General features: G+C 40.0%; 16 protein-coding genes, 1 tRNA gene and 3 rRNA genes. 15 read left to right on the top strand and 5 right to left on the bottom strand.

What is annotated here, in order from left to right:
• Positions 1 to 81 precede the first annotated feature (81 nt).
• Together ACR30L_RS04240 and ACR30L_RS04245 are read right to left on the bottom strand one after the other, a co-directional pair.
• On the bottom strand, positions 82 to 891 hold the full coding sequence (locus ACR30L_RS04240; RefSeq protein WP_435236802.1) for an SDR family NAD(P)-dependent oxidoreductase: 810 nt from the start codon (positions 889 to 891) through the stop codon (positions 82 to 84).
• Between the two features lie 150 nt (positions 892 to 1041).
• Positions 1042 to 2226, bottom strand: coding sequence for an amino acid aminotransferase (locus ACR30L_RS04245; protein WP_435236803.1), 1185 nt, complete (start codon positions 2224 to 2226; stop codon positions 1042 to 1044).
• A 251-nt stretch (positions 2227 to 2477) separates the two neighbouring features.
• Between ACR30L_RS04245 and ACR30L_RS04250 the strand changes: the two genes are divergently transcribed.
• From ACR30L_RS04250 to ACR30L_RS04295, 10 genes are all read left to right on the top strand, one after another.
• Entirely contained in the window at positions 2478 to 3395 is a 918-nt protein-coding gene (locus tag ACR30L_RS04250) for a manganese-dependent inorganic pyrophosphatase (RefSeq protein ID WP_435236804.1), read from the top strand.
• Positions 3396 to 3522: 127 nt separating this feature from the next.
• The gene (gene mpl / locus ACR30L_RS04255) at positions 3523 to 4875 is read left to right on the top strand and encodes a UDP-N-acetylmuramate:L-alanyl-gamma-D-glutamyl-meso-diaminopimelate ligase (RefSeq protein WP_435236805.1); all 1353 of its coding nucleotides are present in this window, start codon (positions 3523 to 3525) and stop codon (positions 4873 to 4875) included.
• A gap of 2 nt (positions 4876 to 4877) precedes the next feature.
• Complete coding sequence (locus tag ACR30L_RS04260; RefSeq protein WP_435236806.1) at positions 4878 to 5498, top strand: flavin prenyltransferase UbiX; 621 nt, start codon at positions 4878 to 4880, stop codon at positions 5496 to 5498.
• Between the two features lie 462 nt (positions 5499 to 5960).
• Positions 5961 to 7503, top strand: a 16S ribosomal RNA gene (locus ACR30L_RS04265).
• Positions 7504 to 7571: 68 nt separating this feature from the next.
• A tRNA-Glu gene (locus tag ACR30L_RS04270) sits at positions 7572 to 7647 on the top strand.
• Between the two features lie 398 nt (positions 7648 to 8045).
• A 23S ribosomal RNA gene (locus tag ACR30L_RS04275) occupies positions 8046 to 10933 on the top strand.
• A gap of 128 nt (positions 10934 to 11061) precedes the next feature.
• Positions 11062 to 11177 (top strand): 5S ribosomal RNA (rrf, locus tag ACR30L_RS04280).
• The 16S, 23S and 5S rRNA genes sit together here with 1 tRNA gene alongside, the layout of an rRNA operon.
• Before the next feature lie 200 nt (positions 11178 to 11377).
• The gene (locus ACR30L_RS04285) at positions 11378 to 11776 is read left to right on the top strand and encodes a DNA polymerase III subunit psi (RefSeq protein WP_435236807.1); all 399 of its coding nucleotides are present in this window, start codon (positions 11378 to 11380) and stop codon (positions 11774 to 11776) included.
• Entirely contained in the window at positions 11757 to 12218 is a 462-nt protein-coding gene (gene rimI / locus ACR30L_RS04290) for a ribosomal protein S18-alanine N-acetyltransferase (protein WP_435236808.1), read from the top strand. The genes ACR30L_RS04285 and rimI overlap by 20 nt, the downstream gene beginning before the upstream one ends.
• A 34-nt stretch (positions 12219 to 12252) precedes the next feature.
• Positions 12253 to 12996, top strand: a complete 744-nt coding sequence (locus ACR30L_RS04295; RefSeq protein WP_435236809.1) for a TrmH family RNA methyltransferase — start codon at positions 12253 to 12255, stop codon at positions 12994 to 12996.
• A gap of 8 nt (positions 12997 to 13004) precedes the next feature.
• Here ACR30L_RS04295 and ACR30L_RS04300 read toward each other — a convergent pair whose 3' ends face one another.
• Together ACR30L_RS04300 and metK are read right to left on the bottom strand one after the other, a co-directional pair.
• Entirely contained in the window at positions 13005 to 13493 is a 489-nt protein-coding gene (locus ACR30L_RS04300; protein WP_435236810.1) for a SprT family zinc-dependent metalloprotease, read from the bottom strand.
• Positions 13494 to 13497: 4 nt separating this feature from the next.
• Positions 13498 to 14646 (bottom strand): methionine adenosyltransferase, encoded by a 1149-nt coding sequence (metK, locus tag ACR30L_RS04305; protein ID WP_435236811.1) that lies wholly within the window; start codon positions 14644 to 14646, stop codon positions 13498 to 13500.
• Positions 14647 to 14795: 149 nt separating this feature from the next.
• On the opposite strand from metK, the gene mepM reads away from it, so the two are divergent.
• Positions 14796 to 16226, top strand: coding sequence for a murein DD-endopeptidase MepM (gene mepM / locus ACR30L_RS04310; protein WP_435236812.1), 1431 nt, complete (start codon positions 14796 to 14798; stop codon positions 16224 to 16226).
• Positions 16227 to 16263: 37 nt separating this feature from the next.
• On the top strand, positions 16264 to 16611 hold the full coding sequence (locus ACR30L_RS04315; protein WP_435236813.1) for a DUF3802 family protein: 348 nt from the start codon (positions 16264 to 16266) through the stop codon (positions 16609 to 16611).
• A gap of 39 nt (positions 16612 to 16650) precedes the next feature.
• Here the strand turns inward: ACR30L_RS04315 and rsd are convergent, their stop codons facing one another.
• Complete coding sequence (gene rsd, locus ACR30L_RS04320) at positions 16651 to 17124, bottom strand: sigma D regulator (protein ID WP_435236814.1); 474 nt, start codon at positions 17122 to 17124, stop codon at positions 16651 to 16653.
• Positions 17125 to 17277: 153 nt separating this feature from the next.
• On the opposite strand from rsd, the gene nudC reads away from it, so the two are divergent.
• From nudC to purH, 3 genes are all read left to right on the top strand, one after another.
• Entirely contained in the window at positions 17278 to 18117 is an 840-nt protein-coding gene (gene nudC, locus ACR30L_RS04325; RefSeq protein ID WP_435236815.1) for an NAD(+) diphosphatase, read from the top strand.
• Positions 18118 to 18124: 7 nt separating this feature from the next.
• The gene (hemE, locus tag ACR30L_RS04330; protein ID WP_435236816.1) at positions 18125 to 19189 is read left to right on the top strand and encodes a uroporphyrinogen decarboxylase; all 1065 of its coding nucleotides are present in this window, start codon (positions 18125 to 18127) and stop codon (positions 19187 to 19189) included.
• A 259-nt stretch (positions 19190 to 19448) separates the two neighbouring features.
• Positions 19449 to 21041 carry a bifunctional phosphoribosylaminoimidazolecarboxamide formyltransferase/IMP cyclohydrolase gene (gene purH, locus ACR30L_RS04335; RefSeq protein WP_435236817.1) on the top strand — a complete coding sequence of 531 codons (1593 nt, stop codon included), beginning with the start codon at positions 19449 to 19451 and terminating at the stop codon, positions 21039 to 21041.
• Positions 21042 to 21186 lie beyond the last annotated feature (145 nt).

Genomic DNA, 21186 nt, shown 5'->3' on the forward strand with positions numbered 1-21186 from the left:
TTTAAGAGAATAAATGCATATTGCGTTGGTTTGTTCCTACCATATTTTTTGTCGGAGGCATTTGTGTAAGCGGCAATAAACTTATACTTTTGTAGATAAAATCTGATCAATCGTCTCAACTAATCGTTTATTTTTTGCTGGATTGAGTGCATCGGAATGTGGTGCTGAAAATTGCCCCGAGTCATTATCGAAATACTGTCCCGAAGCGTTGGCAAATTCTTCAGATAAAGCTGCGCGACAAAGGATATCAGCACCGATTTTTAGGTCGTTACCATCAATACCATAGGCTTCCTTCACTAATTTACTACCAAGAAAAGAAGCTGGATTAACTGCAACAATAACCAATCCTTTATCTTTTAGTAAATCCGCCAGATAAAATGACCACATGGTAATTGCCAATTTACTTTGCGCATATATCTGGCCGTCTGCAACATGTTCATTTGGACGTATTAATGCTGTGAAATCAACGGTGGATTGTGCTGCCGAAGATAAATTTACCACACGCCCCGATTTATCTAAAAAAGGCAATAAACGTTGAGTGAGTAGATAAGGAGATAGGGTATTAACAACAAATCGTGTATCCAAATTATCAACAGAGGTGATTTGAGAGACACCACTTACGCCGGCATTATTAATTAACACATCGATTTTTTTATGTTTTGCGATAACTGCGTCGGAAAATAATTCAACATCTGACAATACAGACAGATCTGCAACATAACTTTCTACGTTATTTGCACTCGATAATTCAATAAGTAATTGTTTAACATTGGAAAGTTTGGTGGAATTGCGTCCATGAATAAGTAAATGATGTCCTTGCGCTGCTAACATTTTTGCTGTTTCTAGTCCAATGCCATCGGTTGCACCTGTGATTAGAATTGTCTTTTTCATCTCTTACTCCATACGTGTTTAGTTTAAAAAGATAATAACAGGGTGAGAAAAGAATAAATATTAGGCAGATAGCAGAAACAGTTTATAAAAATTATTGATAAAGTGGGTAGGTTGCATGTCCATGACTAATGAACATGCAATATTGAGATGTTACTCGGTAATATTCGCGATGGCATTCGCTACATAAGGAATTTGTTGCTCTGCTAATCCAGCAATATTAATGCGGCCATCTTCTACACCATAAATGGCATATTCTTCACGAAGTCTAATCATTTGTTCTGCCGAAAATCCAATTAAGGTAAACATGCCTTTGTGTGCTTGAATAAAATCGAAATGATTTGATTTCAGAGTCGTACGTAACTCAGTACATAACGATGTTCTGATGCGTTGCATACGTTGTTGCATTTCTATCAACTCTTGTTTCCATATTTTGGTGAGTTGATCATTTGTTAGAATCGTTCTGACGATGGCTGCACCATGATCCGGTGGCATAGTATAAGTAGAGCGTGCAAGTTGTAGTAATTTTCCCTTAGCGTTATTTGCTTCGGTATTATTTTTTGCCATTACCATTGCTGCACCGGTTCTTTCTCGGTACAAACCAAAGTTTTTTGAGCAAGAAGCGCTAATTAACATTTCCTCGACATTTTCAGCCATATAGCGAACGCCCAATGCATCTTCAATTAAGCCATCGCCAAATCCTTGGTAGGCAATATCAACAAATGGTGTAAATCCATTTTTTTGAGCCAAAGCTGTAATCGCTTGCCATGCGTTAAAATCAATATCGGCACCGGTTGGATTATGGCAACAGCCATGGACTAATACCACATCTTTACTACCCGCCGTGGCGAGATCTCTTAGCATTTTATCAACATCAACTTGTTTTGTTGTCGGAGAGAAGTAGCTGTAATATTTAACGTTTAAACCTGCTGCTTCCATAACAGGTTTGTGGTTTACATAACTAGGATTACTTAACCAAATAGTCGTTCCCGGTTGTGCAACATTCATGAGATCGCCAAGCATCCGTAATGCACCGCTTCCTCCTGGGGTTTGAATGGCAGAAACACGATCTAATACAGGGCTCTCACCTAATACTAGGTCAACCATGCATTGATTAAATTCTTCACATCCTGCTAAACCAACGTAAACTTTTGTTTGTTGCTCTTCAGCCAGTTGCATTTGTGCTGTTTTTACCGCCTGCATTATTGGTGTTTGACCTTGATTATTACGATAAACACCAATACCTAAATCGACTTTATCTTGACGATTATCGGCGCGATATAAGGTTGAAAGCGAAAGTATGGAATCGGTTTGAGGTGTCGGTAGTTGAGAAAACATGGGATCACAATCCTTTGATATTTAATGAATGACTTACGTTATCACTAGAAAATAAAAAGCCCAAGCAGTTTTAACTTTAATCGTTTCGATTGCGATAAATAATAATGATTATGGTTGATTTTATTATCATTTTTGAACCCATTAAAAATAAGCAAAAAGCAAAAGTGAATTTTTTATGTTTTTACGCTTAATTATTTCACTCAAATCAGTTATTCTTATTACAATTAATTAACACTAAATTGGAAATCAAAATGATTGTATTAGGACACCAAAATCCAGATTGTGACAGCTTATGTTCAGCGATTGGCCTTGCAGGTTTATTTAATAAATTAGGTAAAGAAGCAACACCTGTATTACAAGGTGAGCCTAATCCTGAAGCACAATTTTTGCTTGAGCAATCTGGTTTACCACAACCAGAGATTCGCACATCTGTTGCTGGTGAAGAAATTTTTATTGTTGACTATTCTGACTGGAATCAAGGTACAGCGGATATGAAACAAGCAAAAATTCGCGGTATTGTTGATCATCATAAATTAGGTGATATTACAACTTCTGAACCCCTTGAGTGTTGGATTTGGCCTGTAGGTTGTAGCGCGACGATCGTTTACAACATGTACAAGTTTTATAATCAAAAACCAGAAACTGCAGTTGCTAAAATGATGATGGGGGCAATTATTTCTGATACGGTTAACTTCCAAGGTCCAACGACAACTGATATTGATAAAGTTGCAGCTAAAGAATTGGCTGAAATTGCTGGTGTAGCTGATCTTGAAGCTTTTGCGAATGCTCAGTTTGATGCTAAATCCGATATTAAACTTGTTCCTGCGGCTGAATTGATTCTACGTGATCAAAAAGTATTTGAAATGAATGGTGAACAATTGGCAATTGGTCAATTAGAATTAACCTCATTAGAAACTGCATTTAATAAAAAAGCAGATATGTTAGCCGAAATGGAAAAAGTCCAAGCTGCAAAAGGTTACCATTCTACGATCGTATTACTGACCGATATTAATAAGCTAGATACAACTGCATTAATCGTTAGTAAAGATGCGGACAAAGTAGCGGGGGCTTTAAACAGTTCAGTCGCAGAAAGTGCTTTTGAATTACCAGGCGTTGTTAGCCGTAAAAAACAAATTATTCCTTTTCTACAGGAAGCATTTGACGCTTAATAGTTTAAAAAATAAACTAAATTGTAAATACAAGGCGAACCTTTTAAAAGGGGTCGCCTTTTTTATTGGCGATAATAAATGAATCGGGTATAACAGGTATTCATCATTTTTTGTTTCGAGGTTTTCTATGCATATTCATATTCTTGGCATCTGCGGTACTTTTATGGGCGGGATTGCTATTCTTGCAAAATCATTAGGTTATAAAGTAACCGGCAGCGATCAAAACGTTTATCCTCCGATGAGTACGCAATTAGAAGAGCAAGGGATTGAATTAATACAGGGATTTGATCCAAGCCAATTAGACAGTAAACCGGATCTCGTTGTGATTGGTAATGCAATGAGTCGAGGTAATCCTTGTGTTGAAGTCGTATTAGATAAACAAATCCCTTATATATCCGGTCCTCAGTGGTTACTTGAACATGTGTTAAAAGATCGTTGGGTACTTGCTGTTGCCGGAACGCATGGTAAAACGTCTACATCAAGCATGCTCGCTTGGATTCTAGAATATGCCAATATGGCTCCGGGATTTTTAATTGGCGGTGTGCCTGAAAATTTTGGTTTATCCGCAAGATTAGGTGAAACACCTTTCTTTGTTATTGAAGCTGATGAATATGACAGCGCCTTCTTTGATAAACGTTCTAAATTTGTGCATTACCATCCGCGTACTTTGATTATGAATAATCTAGAATTTGATCACGCTGATATTTTTGAAAATCTTGATGCGATTAAAAAACAGTTTCATCATTTGGTTAGAACAGTACCATCGACAGGCCGCATTATTTTACCTAATCAAGATGAAGCATTAATGGCTGTTAAACATATGGGGTGTTGGAGCGAAGTAGAATACCTTGGTGAAAACTGGTCATTCAATAAAGTAAAAGAAGACGGTACATTATTCGAAGTCTTTTTGAATAAAGAGAAGAAGGGACAGGTTAATTGGTCATTAATGGGCGACCATAATGTTAATAATGCATTAGCTGCAATAGCGGCTGCTCGGCATGTTGGTGTGACACCGGAAGTTTCTATTGCTGCACTTGCTGAATTTAAAAGCATCAAGCGACGTATGGAAGTCAGAGGTAAAGTCAATAATATTACGGTTTACGATGATTTTGCCCATCATCCAACAGCGATAAAAACTACGATCGCAGGGTTACGCGCTAAAATTGGAACTGAAAGAATTATTGCAGTGTTAGAGCCTCGTTCAAATACAATGAAGTTAGGTATACATAAAGAAGCATTAGTTAACTCTTTAAATCAAGCAGATAAAGTGTATTGCTTTGAAGATAAAAGCATCCAATGGTCGATGAAGCATCTTTTTGATGAGCAAGGTAAAAACGTGGATATTTCACATGAGATTGATGTACTAGTTAATAAACTCGTTGATACTGCACAACCTGGCGATCATATTTTAATTATGAGTAATGGTGGTTTTGGTGGGATTCATCAAAAACTATTAGATACATTGAGTCAGAAAGGATGAGCATGTTAAAAAAGTCACAATTTAAAGAACAGATAACATTAGCTGTCACCGGTGCTTCAGGAAGTGGGTATTTTTTAAAAGTACTACAATCATTGGTCGAGTCTGATATTCAAATTTATTTGTTATTATCCGATGCAGCCAAAATAGTCTTAAAAACAGAAGAAGACGAGCACTGGCCCGATGACGTTGAAATACTGAATTCATTTTTACAAACGCGTTTTAAAAGTAAACCTGAACAAATAATTGCTTTGACAGCGAAAGATTGGTTTTCGCCTGTTGCTTCTGGTTCATCTGCGCCAGGTAAAATGATTGTTTGTCCATGTAGTTGCGGCACCCTTGCATCTATCGCCAACGGTTTATCAAATAATTTAATTGAACGATCGGCTGATGTTGTCCTAAAAGAACGTGGGCAATTGATTGTGATGCCAAGAGAAACACCTTTCTCAACAATACATTTACGTAATATGCTGACATTATCAGAATTAGGCGTAACAGTAATGCCATTAGCACCAGGCTTTTATCATAAACCACAAACGATTTCTGATTTGCAGGATTTTATGGTTTCAAGACTCTTAGATCATTTGAAAATCCAACATAAACTATCAAAAAGATGGTGTGAGTAGCGAGTAGGTCGCAAAATAAACTGAAATTGTTGGTTTTGTAAACGTAAATATAAGCATTTAAATTAAATGCAAATTATTGCAAATAAACGCTTGCCAATGTGATTCGGATCTCTATAATGCGCATCCACGGAAACGGGAACGACGCAAGTTAAACCGGTTACCGAGAGCATCACAAACGCATAAGCGCTTCAAATTTCGATTTGAAATTAAGTTTAAATAAGACGTTGACATTGTTCGAAAGGCGCGTAATATACGCCGCCTAGCCGAAAGGCTTGCTCTTTAACAATTTAATCAAACAATCTGTGTGCGCATTGATAGTCGATTTCAAAATAGTCCTTCGGGACAAAAATCAATATCAGTGACACACGAATTAATTCATTAATTCAGAATAACAAAAGAACGTAAGTTCTTTAGTTTTAGTCAGTAATATTGAGTCGCAGCGAAAGCTGCAAATTAAACTTTAAATTGAAGAGTTTGATCATGGCTCAGATTGAACGCTGGCGGCAGGCTTAACACATGCAAGTCGAACGGTAACATAACTAGCTTGCTAGTTGATGACGAGTGGCGGACGGGTGAGTAATGCTTGGGTATATGCCAATAGGTGGGGGACAACAGTTGGAAACGACTGCTAATACCGCATAATCTCTTCGGAGCAAAGTAGGGGACCTTCGGGCCTTACGCCTATTGATTAGCCCAAGTGGGATTAGCTAGTTGGTAAGGTAATGGCTTACCAAGGCGACGATCCCTAGCTGGTCTTAGAGGATGACCAGCCACACTGGAACTGAGACACGGTCCAGACTCCTACGGGAGGCAGCAGTGGGGAATATTGCACAATGGGGGAAACCCTGATGCAGCCATGCCGCGTGTGTGAAGAAGGCTTTCGGGTTGTAAAGCACTTTCAGCGAGGAGGAAAGGGATGTAGTTAATAACTGCATTCTGTGACGTTACTCGCAGAAGAAGCACCGGCTAACTCCGTGCCAGCAGCCGCGGTAATACGGAGGGTGCGAGCGTTAATCGGAATTACTGGGCGTAAAGCGCGTGTAGGTGGTTAATTAAGTCAGATGTGAAAGCCCAGGGCTCAACCCTGGAACTGCATTTGAAACTGGTTAACTAGAGTTTTGTAGAGGGTGGTAGAATTTCAGGTGTAGCGGTGAAATGCGTAGAGATCTGAAGGAATACCAGTGGCGAAGGCGGCCACCTGGACAGTAACTGACACTGAGACGCGAAGGCGTGGGGAGCAAACGGGATTAGATACCCCGGTAGTCCACGCAGTAAACGATGTCTATTAGAAGTTTGTGGCTATATGCCGTGGGTTTCAAAGCTAACGCATTAAATAGACCGCCTGGGGAGTACGGCCGCAAGGTTAAAACTCAAATGAATTGACGGGGGCCCGCACAAGCGGTGGAGCATGTGGTTTAATTCGATGCAACGCGAAGAACCTTACCATCCCTTGACATCCAGAGAATCTGTTAGAGATAGTAGAGTGCCTTCGGGAACTCTGAGACAGGTGCTGCATGGCTGTCGTCAGCTCGTGTTGTGAAATGTTGGGTTAAGTCCCGCAACGAGCGCAACCCTTATCCTTAGTTGCCAGCACGTAATGGTGGGAACTCTAGGGAGACTGCCGGTGATAAACCGGAGGAAGGTGGGGACGACGTCAAGTCATCATGGCCCTTACGGGATGGGCTACACACGTGCTACAATGGCAAATACAAAGGGTTGCTAACCTGCGAGGGTATGCGAATCTCATAAAGTTTGTCGTAGTCCGGATCGGAGTCTGCAACTCGACTCCGTGAAGTTGGAATCGCTAGTAATCGTGGATCAGAATGCCACGGTGAATACGTTCCCGGGCCTTGTACACACCGCCCGTCACACCATGGGAGTGGGCTGCACCAGAAGTCATTAGCTTAACCTTTCGGGGATGGCGATGACCACGGTGTGGTTCATGACTGGGGTGAAGTCGTAACAAGGTAGCCCTAGGGGAACCTGGGGCTGGATCACCTCCTTACGTAACGAAACGACTATTAGTGCTCACACAGATTGTTTGATTAGAATGATAAAGTGCAAAAGTTCCGGGTCCCCATCGTCTAGAGGCCTAGGACACCGCCCTTTCACGGCGGTAACAGGGGTTCAAATCCCCTTGGGGATACCACTACCATACGAAAAGATACTTAATCTTTTCTTATATTCTTTGTAAACCCAATGAAAAGTACTTTATAAGTAACAATACTTATAAAGTGTTTTTTAACACTGCTCTTTAACAATTAGGAAAGCTGATAAAGTTCTTATTTATCAACCACATTACAATTTATTGTGATGTATAGATAAATATAAACGAAATTGTTCTCAATTATTAAAACTTAGGTTTTAGTAATTGTAATCAAGCAAAAATAAATGTTATTCAAACTGATACTTTGAGTAACGTACGTATCTACGAGTTAATTTAATTAACTCTAGGTGCACGAAAAACGCAAATGCGTTTTTCATATGTAAAATATGAGAAATCGCAAGCGTCTTGGAAACAACATACAATGTCTTTAGATATTGTATGGTTAAGTGAATAAGCGTGCACGGTGGATGCCTAGGCAATTAGAGGCGATGAAGGACGTGGTAATCTGCGATAAGTCCAGGGGAGTTGATAACAAACGTTATATCCTGGAATCTCCGAATGGGGCAACCCGGCACTTCGGTGTCATCGCTTAGTGAATACATAGCTAAGCGAAGCGAACGAGGGGAACTGAAACATCTAAGTACCCTTAGGAAAAGAAATCAACCGAGATCCCGAAAGTAGCGGCGAGCGAAATTGGGTCAGCCCTTAAGCTTAGTAAAAGTTAGTGGAATGCTCTGGAAAGTGCAACGGTACAAGGTGATAGTCCTGTACACCAAAACTTCTTCTAAGTGAAATCGAGTAGGTCGGAGCACGAGAAATTCTGACTGAATATGGGGGGACCATCCTCCAAGGCTAAATACTCCTAATTGACCGATAGTGAACCAGTACCGTGAGGGAAAGGCGAAAAGAACCCCTGTGAGGGGAGTGAAATAGAACCTGAAACCGTGTACGTACAAGCAGTAGGAGCGGATTTATTCCGTGACTGCGTACCTTTTGTATAATGGGTCAACGACTTAATTTCAGTAGCAAGGTTAACCATCTAGGGTAGCCGTAGGGAAACCGAGTCTTAACTGGGCGATTAGTTGCTGGGATTAGACCCGAAACTTGGTGATCTAGCCATGAGCAGGTTGAAGGTTGAGTAACATCAACTGGAGGACCGAACCCACTAATGTTGAAAAATTAGGGGATGACTTGTGGCTGGGGGTGAAAGGCCAATCAAACCAAGAGATAGCTGGTTCTCCTCGAAAGCTATTTAGGTAGCGCCTCGTGTATCACTGTTGGGGGTAGAGCACTGTTTGGGCTAGGGGGTCATCCCGACTTACCAACCCCATGCAAACTCCGAATACCAACAAGTGCAATCACGGGAGACACACGGCGGGTGCTAACGTCCGTCGTGGAAAGGGAAACAACCCAGACCGCCAGCTAAGGTCCCAAAGTATATGTTAAGTGGGAAACGATGTGGAAAGGCTCAGACAGCCAGGAGGTTGGCTTAGAAGCAGCCATCCTTTAAAGAAAGCGTAATAGCTCACTGGTCGAGTCGGTCTGCGCGGAAGATTTAACGGGGCTAAACATATCACCGAAGCTGCGGACGCATATTTATATGCGTGGTAGAGGAGCGTTCTGTAAGCCGTCGAAGGGAAAGGTGTAAACCATCCTGGAGGTATCAGAAGTGCGAATGTTGACATGAGTAACGATAAGGGGGGTGAAAAACCTCCCCGCCGGAAGACCAAGGGTTCCTGTCCAACGTTAATCGGGGCAGGGTGAGTCGACCCCTAAGGCGAGGCCGAAAGGCGTAGTCGATGGGAAACGGGTTAATATTCCCGTACCCTTATATTTTGCGATGGGAGGACGGAGAAGGCTAGGTGGGCCTGGCGATGGTTGTCCAGGTTCAAGTGCGTAGGCAGGTGTTTTAGGTAAATCCGGAACACTATATGCTGAGACACGATGTCGAGTCACTACGGTGATGAAGTCATTGATGCCATACTTCCAGGAAAAGTCTCTAAGCTTCAGAAATATAAGGATCGTACCCCAAACCGACACAGGTGGTCAGGTAGAGAATACCAAGGCGCTTGAGAGAACTCGGGTGAAGGAACTAGGCAAAATGGTACCGTAACTTCGGGAGAAGGTACGCCGATGGAGGTGATGAGATTTACTCTCTAAGCCCCTGTCGGCCGAAGATACCAGATGGCTGCAACTGTTTATTAAAAACACAGCACTGTGCAAAATCGCAAGATGACGTATACGGTGTGACGCCTGCCCGGTGCCGGAAGGTTAATTGATGGGGTTAGACTTAGGTCGAAGCTCTTGATCGAAGCCCCGGTAAACGGCGGCCGTAACTATAACGGTCCTAAGGTAGCGAAATTCCTTGTCGGGTAAGTTCCGACCTGCACGAATGGCGTAATGATGGCCATGCTGTCTCCACCCGAGACTCAGTGAAGTTGAAATCGCTGTGAAGATGCAGTGTACCCGCGGCTAGACGGAAAGACCCCGTGAACCTTTACTACAGCTTAGCAGTGAACTTAGAGCCTACATGTGTAGGATAGGTGGGAGGCTTTGAAACGTTGTCGCCAGATGACGTGGAGCCAACCTTGAAATACCACCCTTGTATGTTTTGAGTTCTAACCATGGCCCCTGAATCGGGGTTTGGGACACTGTTTGGTGGGTAGTTTGACTGGGGCGGTCTCCTCCCAAAGAGTAACGGAGGAGTACGAAGGTTGGCTAATCACGGTCGGACATCGTGAGGTTAGTACAATGGTATAAGCCAGCTTAACTGCGAGACAGACACGTCGAGCAGGTACGAAAGTAGGTCATAGTGATCCGGTGGTTCTGAATGGAAGGGCCATCGCTCAACGGATAAAAGGTACTCCGGGGATAACAGGCTGATACCGCCCAAGAGTTCATATCGACGGCGGTGTTTGGCACCTCGATGTCGGCTCATCACATCCTGGGGCTGAAGTCGGTCCCAAGGGTATGGCTGTTCGCCATTTAAAGTGGTACGCGAGCTGGGTTTAGAACGTCGTGAGACAGTTCGGTCCCTATCTGCCGTGGGCGTTTGAGAATTGAGAGGAGCTGCTCCTAGTACGAGAGGACCGGAGTGGACGAACCGCTGGTGTTTGGGTTGTCATGCCAATGGCATTGCCCAGTAGCTACGTTCGGAATCGATAACCGCTGAAAGCATCTAAGCGGGAAGCGAGCCTCAAGATGAGTTCTCACTGGAGATTTAATCTCCCTAAAGGGCCGTTGAAGACTACAACGTTGATAGGCAAGGTGTGTAAGTACGGTAACGTATTGAGCTAACTTGTACTAATTACCCGTGAGGCTTAACCATACAATGTCTAAGTACATTGGTTGGACCAAGTCAACTTAAGAAATAAGCTTGCGAAGCGTATTTTACGAATGCAAAGATTAGATAAATAAAGAACAAGAATCAAACAGCTTTTCTAATTACTTTTTATGCTTGGCGACACTAGCGCTGTGGTCCCACCTGACTCCATGCCGAACTCAGAAGTGAAACGCAGTTGCGCCGATGGTAGTGTGGGGTTTCCCCATGTGAGAGTAGGGCATCGCCAAGCGCCTAATAAACGATAAATCCCTGTTGACTGACGTCAGCAGGGATTTTTTCGTTTGAGCGTTTAAGGATATTGAACAAGTCGCTTTATCGATGCTCGAATTATATATATCAAGTTCATTTCGGTTGTTATACTACTGTTCCATTAATTTAATCTAGTTTTTAATTAATTTATATTATCGGACAGATATAAACAGGTTATATATGAAGCATCAACAAACGGTTTATTTACAAGAAATAGGAATCACTCGATGGATTGTAAGGAAACCCGCGTTATTTAACCGTGAGTCGCATGATGAGTTGGTTGATTTAAGTCGATTCGATTTGCTTGTTATTTGTAGCTATAAAGATTTTAACCATCCGCTAGTTGCTAATATATTGAAAGCTTTTAAATTTACGGCTGACCAAGTTTGTCATTGTAGTTTAACTGAATTTGAAAATTATCAGGGGCAATTACCGGAATATATTTGGTCTACTGTCGGCAATATTGATCCTGTATTTGGACATAAATTTATGCGTTCTGTTAGTATCCCTGAACTTGATAGCAATCCTAAAGAGAAACGTACTTTATGGGAGCAGTTTTGTGCCTTCAATAAACAATAACCCATATCAAATATTGCCAATGGGACTTGCTGATATGGACGCTATCTATCGGTTAGAATGCCTTTGTCATAGTCATCCATGGTCTAAAAAATTATTTCTGAGTAATTTTGGTAAACGTTATTTTAACCATGTGATATTAGATAATAATGAGGTCGTTGGTTACTTTGTAGCTAGCTCAGTTGCAGGTGAAGTTACTTTGATGAATATTGCGATTGGCCCGGATAAACAAGGTCAAGGATTAGGCTGTCAACTTCTTCAATTTCTTATTGATTTAAGTCGAGAAAAACAGGAACAAGAAATTTGGTTAGAGGTAAGAGCATCGAATGCCTCAGCGCTTGCTCTCTATGAAAAATTAGACTTCATTGAAGTTGATCGGCGTAAAGACTATTATCCCTGCGAGAGTGGACGTGAAGACGCGGTTATAATGTGTTGTTATCTTTAACTAAAAATATATTAATATAATCTGGAACTAAATAATGATATCGAAAAATCAGTTAAAACTTATTCATTCTCTTGAGCAAAAAAAACAGCGTAAAAAGACCGGGTTGTTTTTAGTACAAGGTGAAAAGAATGTTGCTGAGCTATTTAACTCTGATTTTGTGATTAAACATATTTTTGCTACTGCTGCTTACATTAATAAAAATAGCACATTGCTTCGTGATAAAGGCGTTATTAATTTGATTATTGAAGCCACGGATGATGAGCTGAAAAAAGCAGGTACACTTGTTTCTAATAATAGCGTATTAGCGATTGTTGAATGTAAAACAACAGAGCTTCCTGTGATTCGTGGTAATGAATTAATATTAGTATTAGATCAAGTTGGCGATCCTGGGAATTTAGGTACGATTATTCGTGTTGCTGATTGGTATGGTATTGAACACATTGTTTGCAGTCCAGATTGTGCTGACTTTTATAATCCTAAGGTCATTGCTGCTAGTATGGGATCATTCGCCCGTGTCAATATAAGCCATGCAGATTTAACCGCGTATTTATCGATGCAGACTAAACCTATTTATGGCGCGTTTTTAGCGGGGCAAGATATTCATCAAGCAGAGCTTGCCAATAGTGCTTTTATTGTGATGGGGAGTGAGTCGCATGGTATTTCGGCTAACGTTGAAAAGTTGATAACAGATAAAATAACAATCCCAAGCTTCGGTCAAGCTGAATCATTAAATGTTGCGATGGCAACGGGGATTATTTTAGATAACTTTAAACGATAAATATTCAGCTATTTTGTAGTTTGATATAACACTTCGCCACATTTTTTGCAGATATATTTTGTACCTTTTAATATATTATTATGGCGGCGTATTGTTAACAAATGTGTGTCACATAAGCATTGATAACGATATTGTTTACCCATTACGTCTTTAATGTCTAATGTATGTGTGGTGGTCGCTGGGCGATGAAACACATGCTTCATAATATGTTGCCATTCTTTCCCATGTGGTTTTACCTTCCCGTATTGCTGATAGGCAATAATATGTGCAACTTCATGTGGTACAACTTGGTCTATAAATTCTTGTTTGTTTTGTGTAAATAAAATTGGATTAAATTTAATTAAATTGCGTTGAAGGTGAGCGGTACCTGCACTTTTACCACGTTGATTAAATAAGTATTCAGGGCGAGAAAAAGCATGATCAAAAAAGCACTCGGCTAAAATGAAATAATCTTCACTTTTAACTTGGAGTGCTTTTTTATCATTTACATCGAGCATTTTTTTAGAAAGCAGCTGCTTTTAATACTTCAACTTTATCTAAAGATTCCCAAGGGAACTGTTCACGACCGAAGTGACCGTAAGCGGCTGTTTCTTGGTAAATAGGTTTAATAAGATCTAGCATTTCAATTAAGCCATATGGACGAAGATCGAAGTGTTCTCTTACCAAGTGAACGATAAGATCTTTTTTCACTTTTTCAGTACCAAATGTCTCAACACTGATTGATGTTGGTTCCGCAACACCAATTGCATAGGATACTTGGATTTCACAACGATCTGCTAAACCTGCAGCAACAATATTCTTAGCAACATAACGCGCTGCATAAGCTGCACTACGGTCTACTTTTGATGGATCTTTACCAGAGAATGCACCACCACCATGTCGTGCTGTACCACCGTAAGTATCTACAATGATTTTACGACCGGTTAAGCCACAATCGCCAACTGGACCACCGATAACAAAACGGCCCGTTGGATTAATGAAGTATTTAGTTCTTTCTGTTAATAATTCAGCAGGCAATACTGGTTTGATAATCTCTTCCATAACAGCTTCGATTAAATCTGCTTGTTTAATATCTTCTGAGTGCTGAGTTGAAAGCACAACCGCATCAATGCCTACTATTTTACCTTCATCATAGGCAAAGGTTACTTGGCTTTTTGCATCGGGGCGAAGCCATGGCAATGTCTTATCTTTACGTACTTCTGATTGACGTTTCACTAAGCGATGTGCATAGGTAATAGGAGCAGGCATAAATACTTCAGTTTCATTGGTTGCATAACCAAACATCAAACCTTGGTCACCCGCACCTTGTTCACTAGGATCGCTACGGTCAACACCTTGGTTAATATCTGGAGATTGTTTACCAATTGTATTTAACACTGCACATGAATCTGCATCAAAGCCCATATCTGAACTTGTATAACCGATATTACGTACGGTTTCACGTGTAATTTCTTCAATATCAACCCATGCATCGGTAGTGATTTCTCCACCGACCATTACCATGCCCGTTTTTACATAGGTTTCACAAGCAACACGTGCTTTTTTATCTTGTTTTAAAATAGCATCAAGAACAGCATCAGAAATTTGATCTGCAATTTTATCTGGATGGCCTTCGGAAACCGATTCAGAAGTAAATAAGTCACGTGACATGTGATCTCCTAAAATAAATTAGTGTAATTGATTTAGATGTTTTTACATCTAGACGTCTATAATACATATTTTTGTGATGGAAAACACCTTATTATTTTAATTGATGCATATAAATGTATTTTTTATATAAGCAAATAGCGGAATAGGTGATGCCACTAATAATTTCATATATACTGCTTTTTATTTTTGTTGCCCGTATTCTTGTCGAGTTGATTATGATGTTTTTTAATCGTTTAAAGGCGTTTTTTAAAACGCTTGCCGTGTTTATAAATAACCTTCCACGTAAACATTTTTTTGCTTTAATTATATTATTCGTATTTTTATTAATTATTTCTTTTATGCCTTCACAGGTACATACACAGAAAAATATTAAACGCCAATTAGTGCTGCCGAATCAAGTGACTTCCTCACAGGTCATCGCGCCAAATGGATCAAAAAAAACGGTGAAAAATAGTATCGAGCCAATTGATTCAGATACTTCTCTGCAAAATGATATTTCAGCTACTTATGCAGGAAATAGAGAAGTGGAGTTTGATATTAAAGCGGGTGATACCGTGAGTGAGATATTTCAACAGGAAGGCATTTCTGCTGCTTTATTACAAGAACTTCTTGAAGCTGACCTTCAATATGTTCGTTTAGCTAATTTGTTACCAGGCCAAAAGCTAAAGTTACTTATCTCTCCTGAGAAACAACTGTTGTCACTGACTATTATCGTCGATTTAGCCAATACATTAACCTATACGCTAAAAGATGGTGAATACGTTTCTAACCTAGAAGTTAAGCAAGGTGAGTGGCACAACAGTGTTTATCGTGGAGAGATTAACGGTAGTTTTTATATTAATGCCAAAGCAGCGGGGTTATCTGCAAGCCAAATTCAACAAATATCGCGCGCACTGAGTGACAAAATTGATTTTAATCGACAGCTTCGGGTTGGTGATAAATTTGATGTGTTGGTCGCGAAACAGTATATCGATGGTGAATATACCAATGACAGCGAAGTGCTAGCGGTTGTATTGGAATCTCAACGACAAATTTATACTGCCTTTATGAATGAAGATGGACGTTATTACGATAAAGATGGACTAGGGTTAAGCAAAGCATACCGACGTTATCCTTTTAATGGTCATTACCGTATTAGCTCACCTTTTAATTTGAAACGTAGACATCCAATAACGAAAAGAATTAGTCCACATAATGGGACTGACTTTGCACTTCCAGTCGGCACTAACGTTTATTCAATTGGTGATGGTGTTGTTTCACTTGTTGGTAACCATCCGGCAGCAGGGCGTTATATTGTCATTAAACATAGTCGTAAATACACCACGCGTTATTTACATTTGAGTAAAGCATTAGTGCATAAAGGGCAAAGCATCAAAATGGGTCAGTTAATTGCTAAGTCAGGTAATACTGGTCGTTCAACCGGTGCGCATTTGCATTTTGAATTCCAAATTAATGGTCGTGCTGTAGACGCAATGAAAGTTAATTTACCGCTGTCTAAAGAAGTTCCTCAAAAGCAAAAAGCAGAATTTGTTAAACGCAGAGATCTATACTTGAAAGAGATGGGTAAAGAGTTAACATAATATATCAATGTTATTATTAATGGCTCAGGGGCATTAAATGTTATTAAAAAGTGATGCGTACGATGCTTGCATTAGTTATTTTTCTGAAAATTTAGATATTTTTGAAGGCAAAAATAACACTAATGAAGGGCAATTAATTTCTGATATTGTGTCGGACCAAGTTGTTGATATGTTGCTTGCTTTTTGTCAGCAACAACCTCAGTTAACCAGTGAAGTACGATTAGCTGTCATCGCTGATGGTGATAAGTTAGTTGATGATCTTGAACAAATGTTAGGGCGTTTCTGGAATAAATCCGCGAGCCCCGAACAAATTGAATTTATTGAAGAATACTTTTTATTGCTGAAAAACAGCTTAGACTCTCAAGTACCTGGATTACCTGCTTGAGGAATACGCCAATCTAACCAATAGATTGGCGATAACATTTTAACTCAGTGTATGATGTAAGTGCACAACCGCTAATAAATGATCTTCCCTTGCAAAGCGATTTTCCATTATTTCACCCAATTCAGATAAGTCTTTATCGAAATCTAACAATGTAGTATCACTTGCGTCTTCTGCATATTTATCATTAAAGTTAAGTGCAGTTTCCGTCGTTGTGGTAATTTGAGAATATAGCTCCTGGGCTAACTTAAGATTTTTTTCATTGTCTAATTTACATTTTAGAATGATTTGCTCATAAATTTCAAAATGTCCTTTTGACGCGTAATCTAATAATTTTTGACAAAATTTTGTAATTTTATCCTGCGCTGGTAAAGCGCGAACATCTCGCTGGTAAGGTGGTAACCCTGCCAGTTCACAGTATAAAACAATAATAGACTGTCTTGCTTCTAGCCAATTATCGATGATAGAAAGCGTGCCACCCCATTCTTCTTTAGCGTGTGCTAACTCATTTAACATGTCTCGCCCTCTGATTAAATAAATGTACAATTATTGTAACAAAAAAATAAAGAAAATTACTATAGCCGTCAACTTGAATTTGAATATCATGTCTATATTCCTGTATAACTGTGAGCTCTGCTTTATATGATTAAAAGAGCTTAAGGAATTACCATGAAGTCAACCGGTTTAAATATTAATTTTCAAGAAAATGCTTGGTGGTTTATCATAGCGAATGATCAAATCCTATTGCAACCTCAAGGGGATTTTATTCCCTATGGTAACCTTGATGATTTACCTTTATCGGCTGAATTAGTGATCAATAAAATAAAACTAGGCGTATACCAATCAAGTCCTTGTTACCTCGTTACCTTACCAGAACAACATGACCTTGGATTTGGTGAGTATGATGATTTACGTTTTTTATTAGGCCGCGTCGACGACTTATTGTTTGAGATGGCTGGGCGTGCTTTTCAAATTAAGTTGTTTTATCAAACGCATCAATATTGCGGGCAATGTGGTGAGAAAATGCATCCTATCAATTGGGAAATTGCAATGAAATGCTATCATTGTGAGCATCGTTGTTACCCGCGTATTTCACCCTGTATTATTGTCGGAATTCGAAAAGAAAATAAAATTTTATTAGCTTTACATAGACGTCATCAAAAGAGTAATAATCCAATTTATACGGTACTTGCTGGGTTTGTTGAAGCGGGTGAAACTCTTGAGACATGTATACATCGAGAAGTGTATGAAGAAGCACATATTCGAGTGAAGAATATTGAATATGTTGCCAGCCAACCTTGGCCATTTCCACATTCATTAATGATGGGGTATATCGCAGAATATGATTCTGGTGATATAAAAATCGATCAGAAAGAGCTATGTTCTGCCGATTGGTATGAGATGAATAATTTACCTAATGTGCCTAATCATGGCACCTTAGCAAGACAGTTAATTAATAAGTTAGTTAATCAGAGTGGCCAGCAAACTGCTCCTTTATCGATGGAATAAATTAAATATGACCGAGTTAAAAAATGATCGTTACCTGCGCGCATTATTAAAACAGCCTGTAGATAAAACACCTGTGTGGATGATGCGTCAAGCAGGGCGTTATTTACCTGAATATAAAGCAACACGCGCTCAAGCGGGTGACTTTATGTCATTGTGTCGCAATGCAGAGCTTGCTTGTGAAGTAACTTTGCAACCATTGCGTCGATTCGAATTAGATGCTGCTATTTTGTTTTCTGATATTTTAACGATTCCCGATGCAATGGGACTTGGACTTTATTTCGAAGAGGGCGAGGGGCCTAAATTCAAGTCCCCTATCACCTGTAAAAAGGATGTGGACAATCTTATCATGCCCGATCCTGAAGGTGAATTGCAGTACGTTATGAATGCGATTCGCACTATTCGCAAGGAGCTAAAAGGCGAAGTTCCTTTGATCGGTTTTTCGGGCAGCCCATGGACACTCGCAACTTACATGATTGAAGGTGGTAGTTCAAAGGCATTTACTAAAATAAAGAAAATGGCCTTTGCAGATTCGCAGATATTGCATGCGTTACTCGATAAATTAGCTGATTCAGTCATTGATTATTTGAATGCGCAAATAGCAGCTGGTGCGCAATCTGTAATGGTCTTTGATACTTGGGGAGGCGTGCTTTCTCCTCGTGATTATAACGAATTTTCCCTACAGTACATGGCTAAAATTGTCGATGGATTACAACGTAGTTATGCGGGGCAAAAAATTCCTGTGACATTATTTACTAAAAATGGTGGCCAATGGATAGAATCAATTGCAGATACTGGCTGTGATGCGATTGGTTTAGATTGGACTATTGACATGGCAACGGCAAAAAAACGTGTTGGTTCACGCGTTGCCTTACAGGGAAATATGGATCCATCGATGTTATATGCTTCTTCCGAACGTATTCGTGAAGAAGTCGCAATCATTTTAGAAAGCTTTGGAAAAGGTGATGGCCATGTGTTTAATCTTGGTCATGGCATTCATCTTGATGTGCCGCCAGAAAATGCCAAGGTATTTGTTGATGCCGTACACGAATTAAGTGTGCCATATCACCAATAAGTGACTTTACTAACTCTGCTTATACTGTCTTTTAGATAAGCAGAGTTCACCTGTTCTATTTCCTTCTGAAAAAAATCAATAATACCGCCCAAAAGAGTGCTGTTTTCGGGTAGAATACCCGCCCGAGTTCAACTACATTTATATTTATACCTAACTCATTGAAAGTATAGAGATCTGTTCTTTTCATGGATGGCGTATAAAAGTGAAAACTAATAATTGATTTATATATCGATTCATTAACCGAGGAATGTGAAAGAAAATGGAAAATAGCCGACCAATTAAGCGTGCATTAATAAGTGTTTCAGATAAAACTGGGATTGTTGAATTTGCAAGAGAATTAGCCGATAAGGGGGTTGAAATCCTGTCGACTGGTGGGACTTGTAAATTGCTTGCTGATAACAACATAAAAGTGACAGAAGTGTCTGATTACACTGGTTTCCCTGAAATGATGGATGGTCGTGTTAAAACACTACACCCTAAAGTTCACGGTGGTATTTTAGCGCGTCGTGGTATCGATGAAGCGGTAATGGCAGACAACGGTATCGAAGCGATCGATATGGTAGTGGTTAATCTTTATCCTTTTGCAGAAACAGTCGCTCGACCAGATTGTTCATTAGAAGACGCTATTGAAAATATCGATATTGGTGGTCCGACAATGGTTCGCGCTGCAGCTAAAAACCATAAAGATGTTGCAATTGTGGTTAATGCAAGCGACTACTCCCGTATTCTTGACGAAATGAATCAAAACAATGGCAGTTTAGTGTACAAAACACGATTTGATTTAGCCATTGCTGCTTACGAACATACAGCTCAATATGACGGCATGATTGCCAACTACTTCGGTACAATGGTACCAAGCTACGGCGAAAATAAAGAAGGCGATGAAGCCTCTAAATTTCCTCGTACTGTCAATATGCAATTCCAGAAAAAACAAGATATGCGTTACGGTGAAAACAGCCATCAAGCGGCTGCTTTTTATGTTGAAAATGATATTCAGGAAGCATCTGTTTCTACGGCAACGCAGTTGCAGGGTAAAGCACTGTCTTATAATAATATTGCTGACACCGACTCTGCATTAGAATGTGTGAAAGAATTTGCTGAACCAGCATGTGTGATTGTGAAGCATGCAAACCCATGTGGTGTTGCGGTTGCAGGTAGTATTCTAGATGCCTACGAAGGTGCTTATAAAACCGACCCAACGTCAGCATTTGGTGGCATTATCGCATTTAACCGTGAACTTGATGCGGTAACGGCAGAAGCAATTACTTCTCGTCAATTTGTTGAAGTTATTATTGCACCATCAGTCAGTAAAGAAGCAGCTGAAATCGTTGCAACTAAAAAGAATCTGCGTTTATTAGAATGTGGTGAATGGACAACTAAAACGACTGAGTTTGAAATCAAACGTGTCAATGGTGGTTTGTTGGTTCAGGATCGCGACCAAGGTATGGTAACCCTAGATGATTTAAAAGTGGTTTCTAAACGTCAACCAACAGAATCAGAAATGAACGATTTATTATTTAGCTGGAAAGTCGCTAAATTTGTTAAATCAAATGCGATTGTTTACGTTAAAAATAATGAAACAGTGGGTGTTGGTGCAGGTCAAATGAGCCGAGTCTACAGTGCTAAAATTGCAGGTATTAAAGCCGCTGATGAAAATCTGGTTGTGGAAGGTTCCGTGATGGCCTCCGATGCATTTTTCCCATTCCGTGATGGTATCGATGCTGCAGCTGAAGCTGGAATTAGTTGTGTTATTCAACCGGGGGGTTCAATGCGTGATGATGAAGTGATTGCAGCTGCCGACGAGCATGGCATGGCAATGGTCTTCACTGGGATGCGCCATTTCCGCCATTAATCTTATTGTTGTGCTTTAATTCGCACTCAATGCTGAACGCGTTCACTTGCTCGATCAAGTTGTCCATTTTCATCTTGATTGCGAATTAAATTATTTAGCAAAAATAAGGTTGTGAATTTATTATTACTGAGTGCTTTCGCCATAA

The sequence above is a fragment of the Psychromonas saccharinae genome (assembly GCF_051201515.1).
GTDB lineage: Bacteria > Pseudomonadota > Gammaproteobacteria > Enterobacterales > Psychromonadaceae > Psychromonas.

What these genes read in the sequence shown, in the direction of transcription:
- ACR30L_RS04245 (WP_435236803.1), bottom strand. Translation starts at nt 2,226, where the DNA reads ATGTTTTCTCAACTACCGACACCTCAAACCGATTCCATACTTTCGCTT.
- ACR30L_RS04315 (WP_435236813.1), top strand. Translation starts at nt 16,264, where the DNA reads ATGTTATTAAAAAGTGATGCGTACGATGCTTGCATTAGTTATTTTTCT.
- ACR30L_RS04240 (WP_435236802.1), bottom strand. Translation starts at nt 891, where the DNA reads ATGAAAAAGACAATTCTAATCACAGGTGCAACCGATGGCATTGGACTA.
- hemE (WP_435236816.1), top strand. Translation starts at nt 18,125, where the DNA reads ATGACCGAGTTAAAAAATGATCGTTACCTGCGCGCATTATTAAAACAG.
- ACR30L_RS04295 (WP_435236809.1), top strand. Translation starts at nt 12,253, where the DNA reads ATGATATCGAAAAATCAGTTAAAACTTATTCATTCTCTTGAGCAAAAA.
- purH (WP_435236817.1), top strand. Translation starts at nt 19,449, where the DNA reads ATGGAAAATAGCCGACCAATTAAGCGTGCATTAATAAGTGTTTCAGAT.
- mepM (WP_435236812.1), top strand. Translation starts at nt 14,796, where the DNA reads ATGCCACTAATAATTTCATATATACTGCTTTTTATTTTTGTTGCCCGT.
- ACR30L_RS04250 (WP_435236804.1), top strand. Translation starts at nt 2,478, where the DNA reads ATGATTGTATTAGGACACCAAAATCCAGATTGTGACAGCTTATGTTCA.
- ACR30L_RS04285 (WP_435236807.1), top strand. Translation starts at nt 11,378, where the DNA reads ATGAAGCATCAACAAACGGTTTATTTACAAGAAATAGGAATCACTCGA.
- rsd (WP_435236814.1), bottom strand. Translation starts at nt 17,124, where the DNA reads ATGTTAAATGAGTTAGCACACGCTAAAGAAGAATGGGGTGGCACGCTT.
- metK (WP_435236811.1), bottom strand. Translation starts at nt 14,646, where the DNA reads ATGTCACGTGACTTATTTACTTCTGAATCGGTTTCCGAAGGCCATCCA.
- nudC (WP_435236815.1), top strand. Translation starts at nt 17,278, where the DNA reads ATGAAGTCAACCGGTTTAAATATTAATTTTCAAGAAAATGCTTGGTGG.
- ACR30L_RS04300 (WP_435236810.1), bottom strand. Translation starts at nt 13,493, where the DNA reads ATGCTCGATGTAAATGATAAAAAAGCACTCCAAGTTAAAAGTGAAGAT.
- ACR30L_RS04260 (WP_435236806.1), top strand. Translation starts at nt 4,878, where the DNA reads ATGTTAAAAAAGTCACAATTTAAAGAACAGATAACATTAGCTGTCACC.
- mpl (WP_435236805.1), top strand. Translation starts at nt 3,523, where the DNA reads ATGCATATTCATATTCTTGGCATCTGCGGTACTTTTATGGGCGGGATT.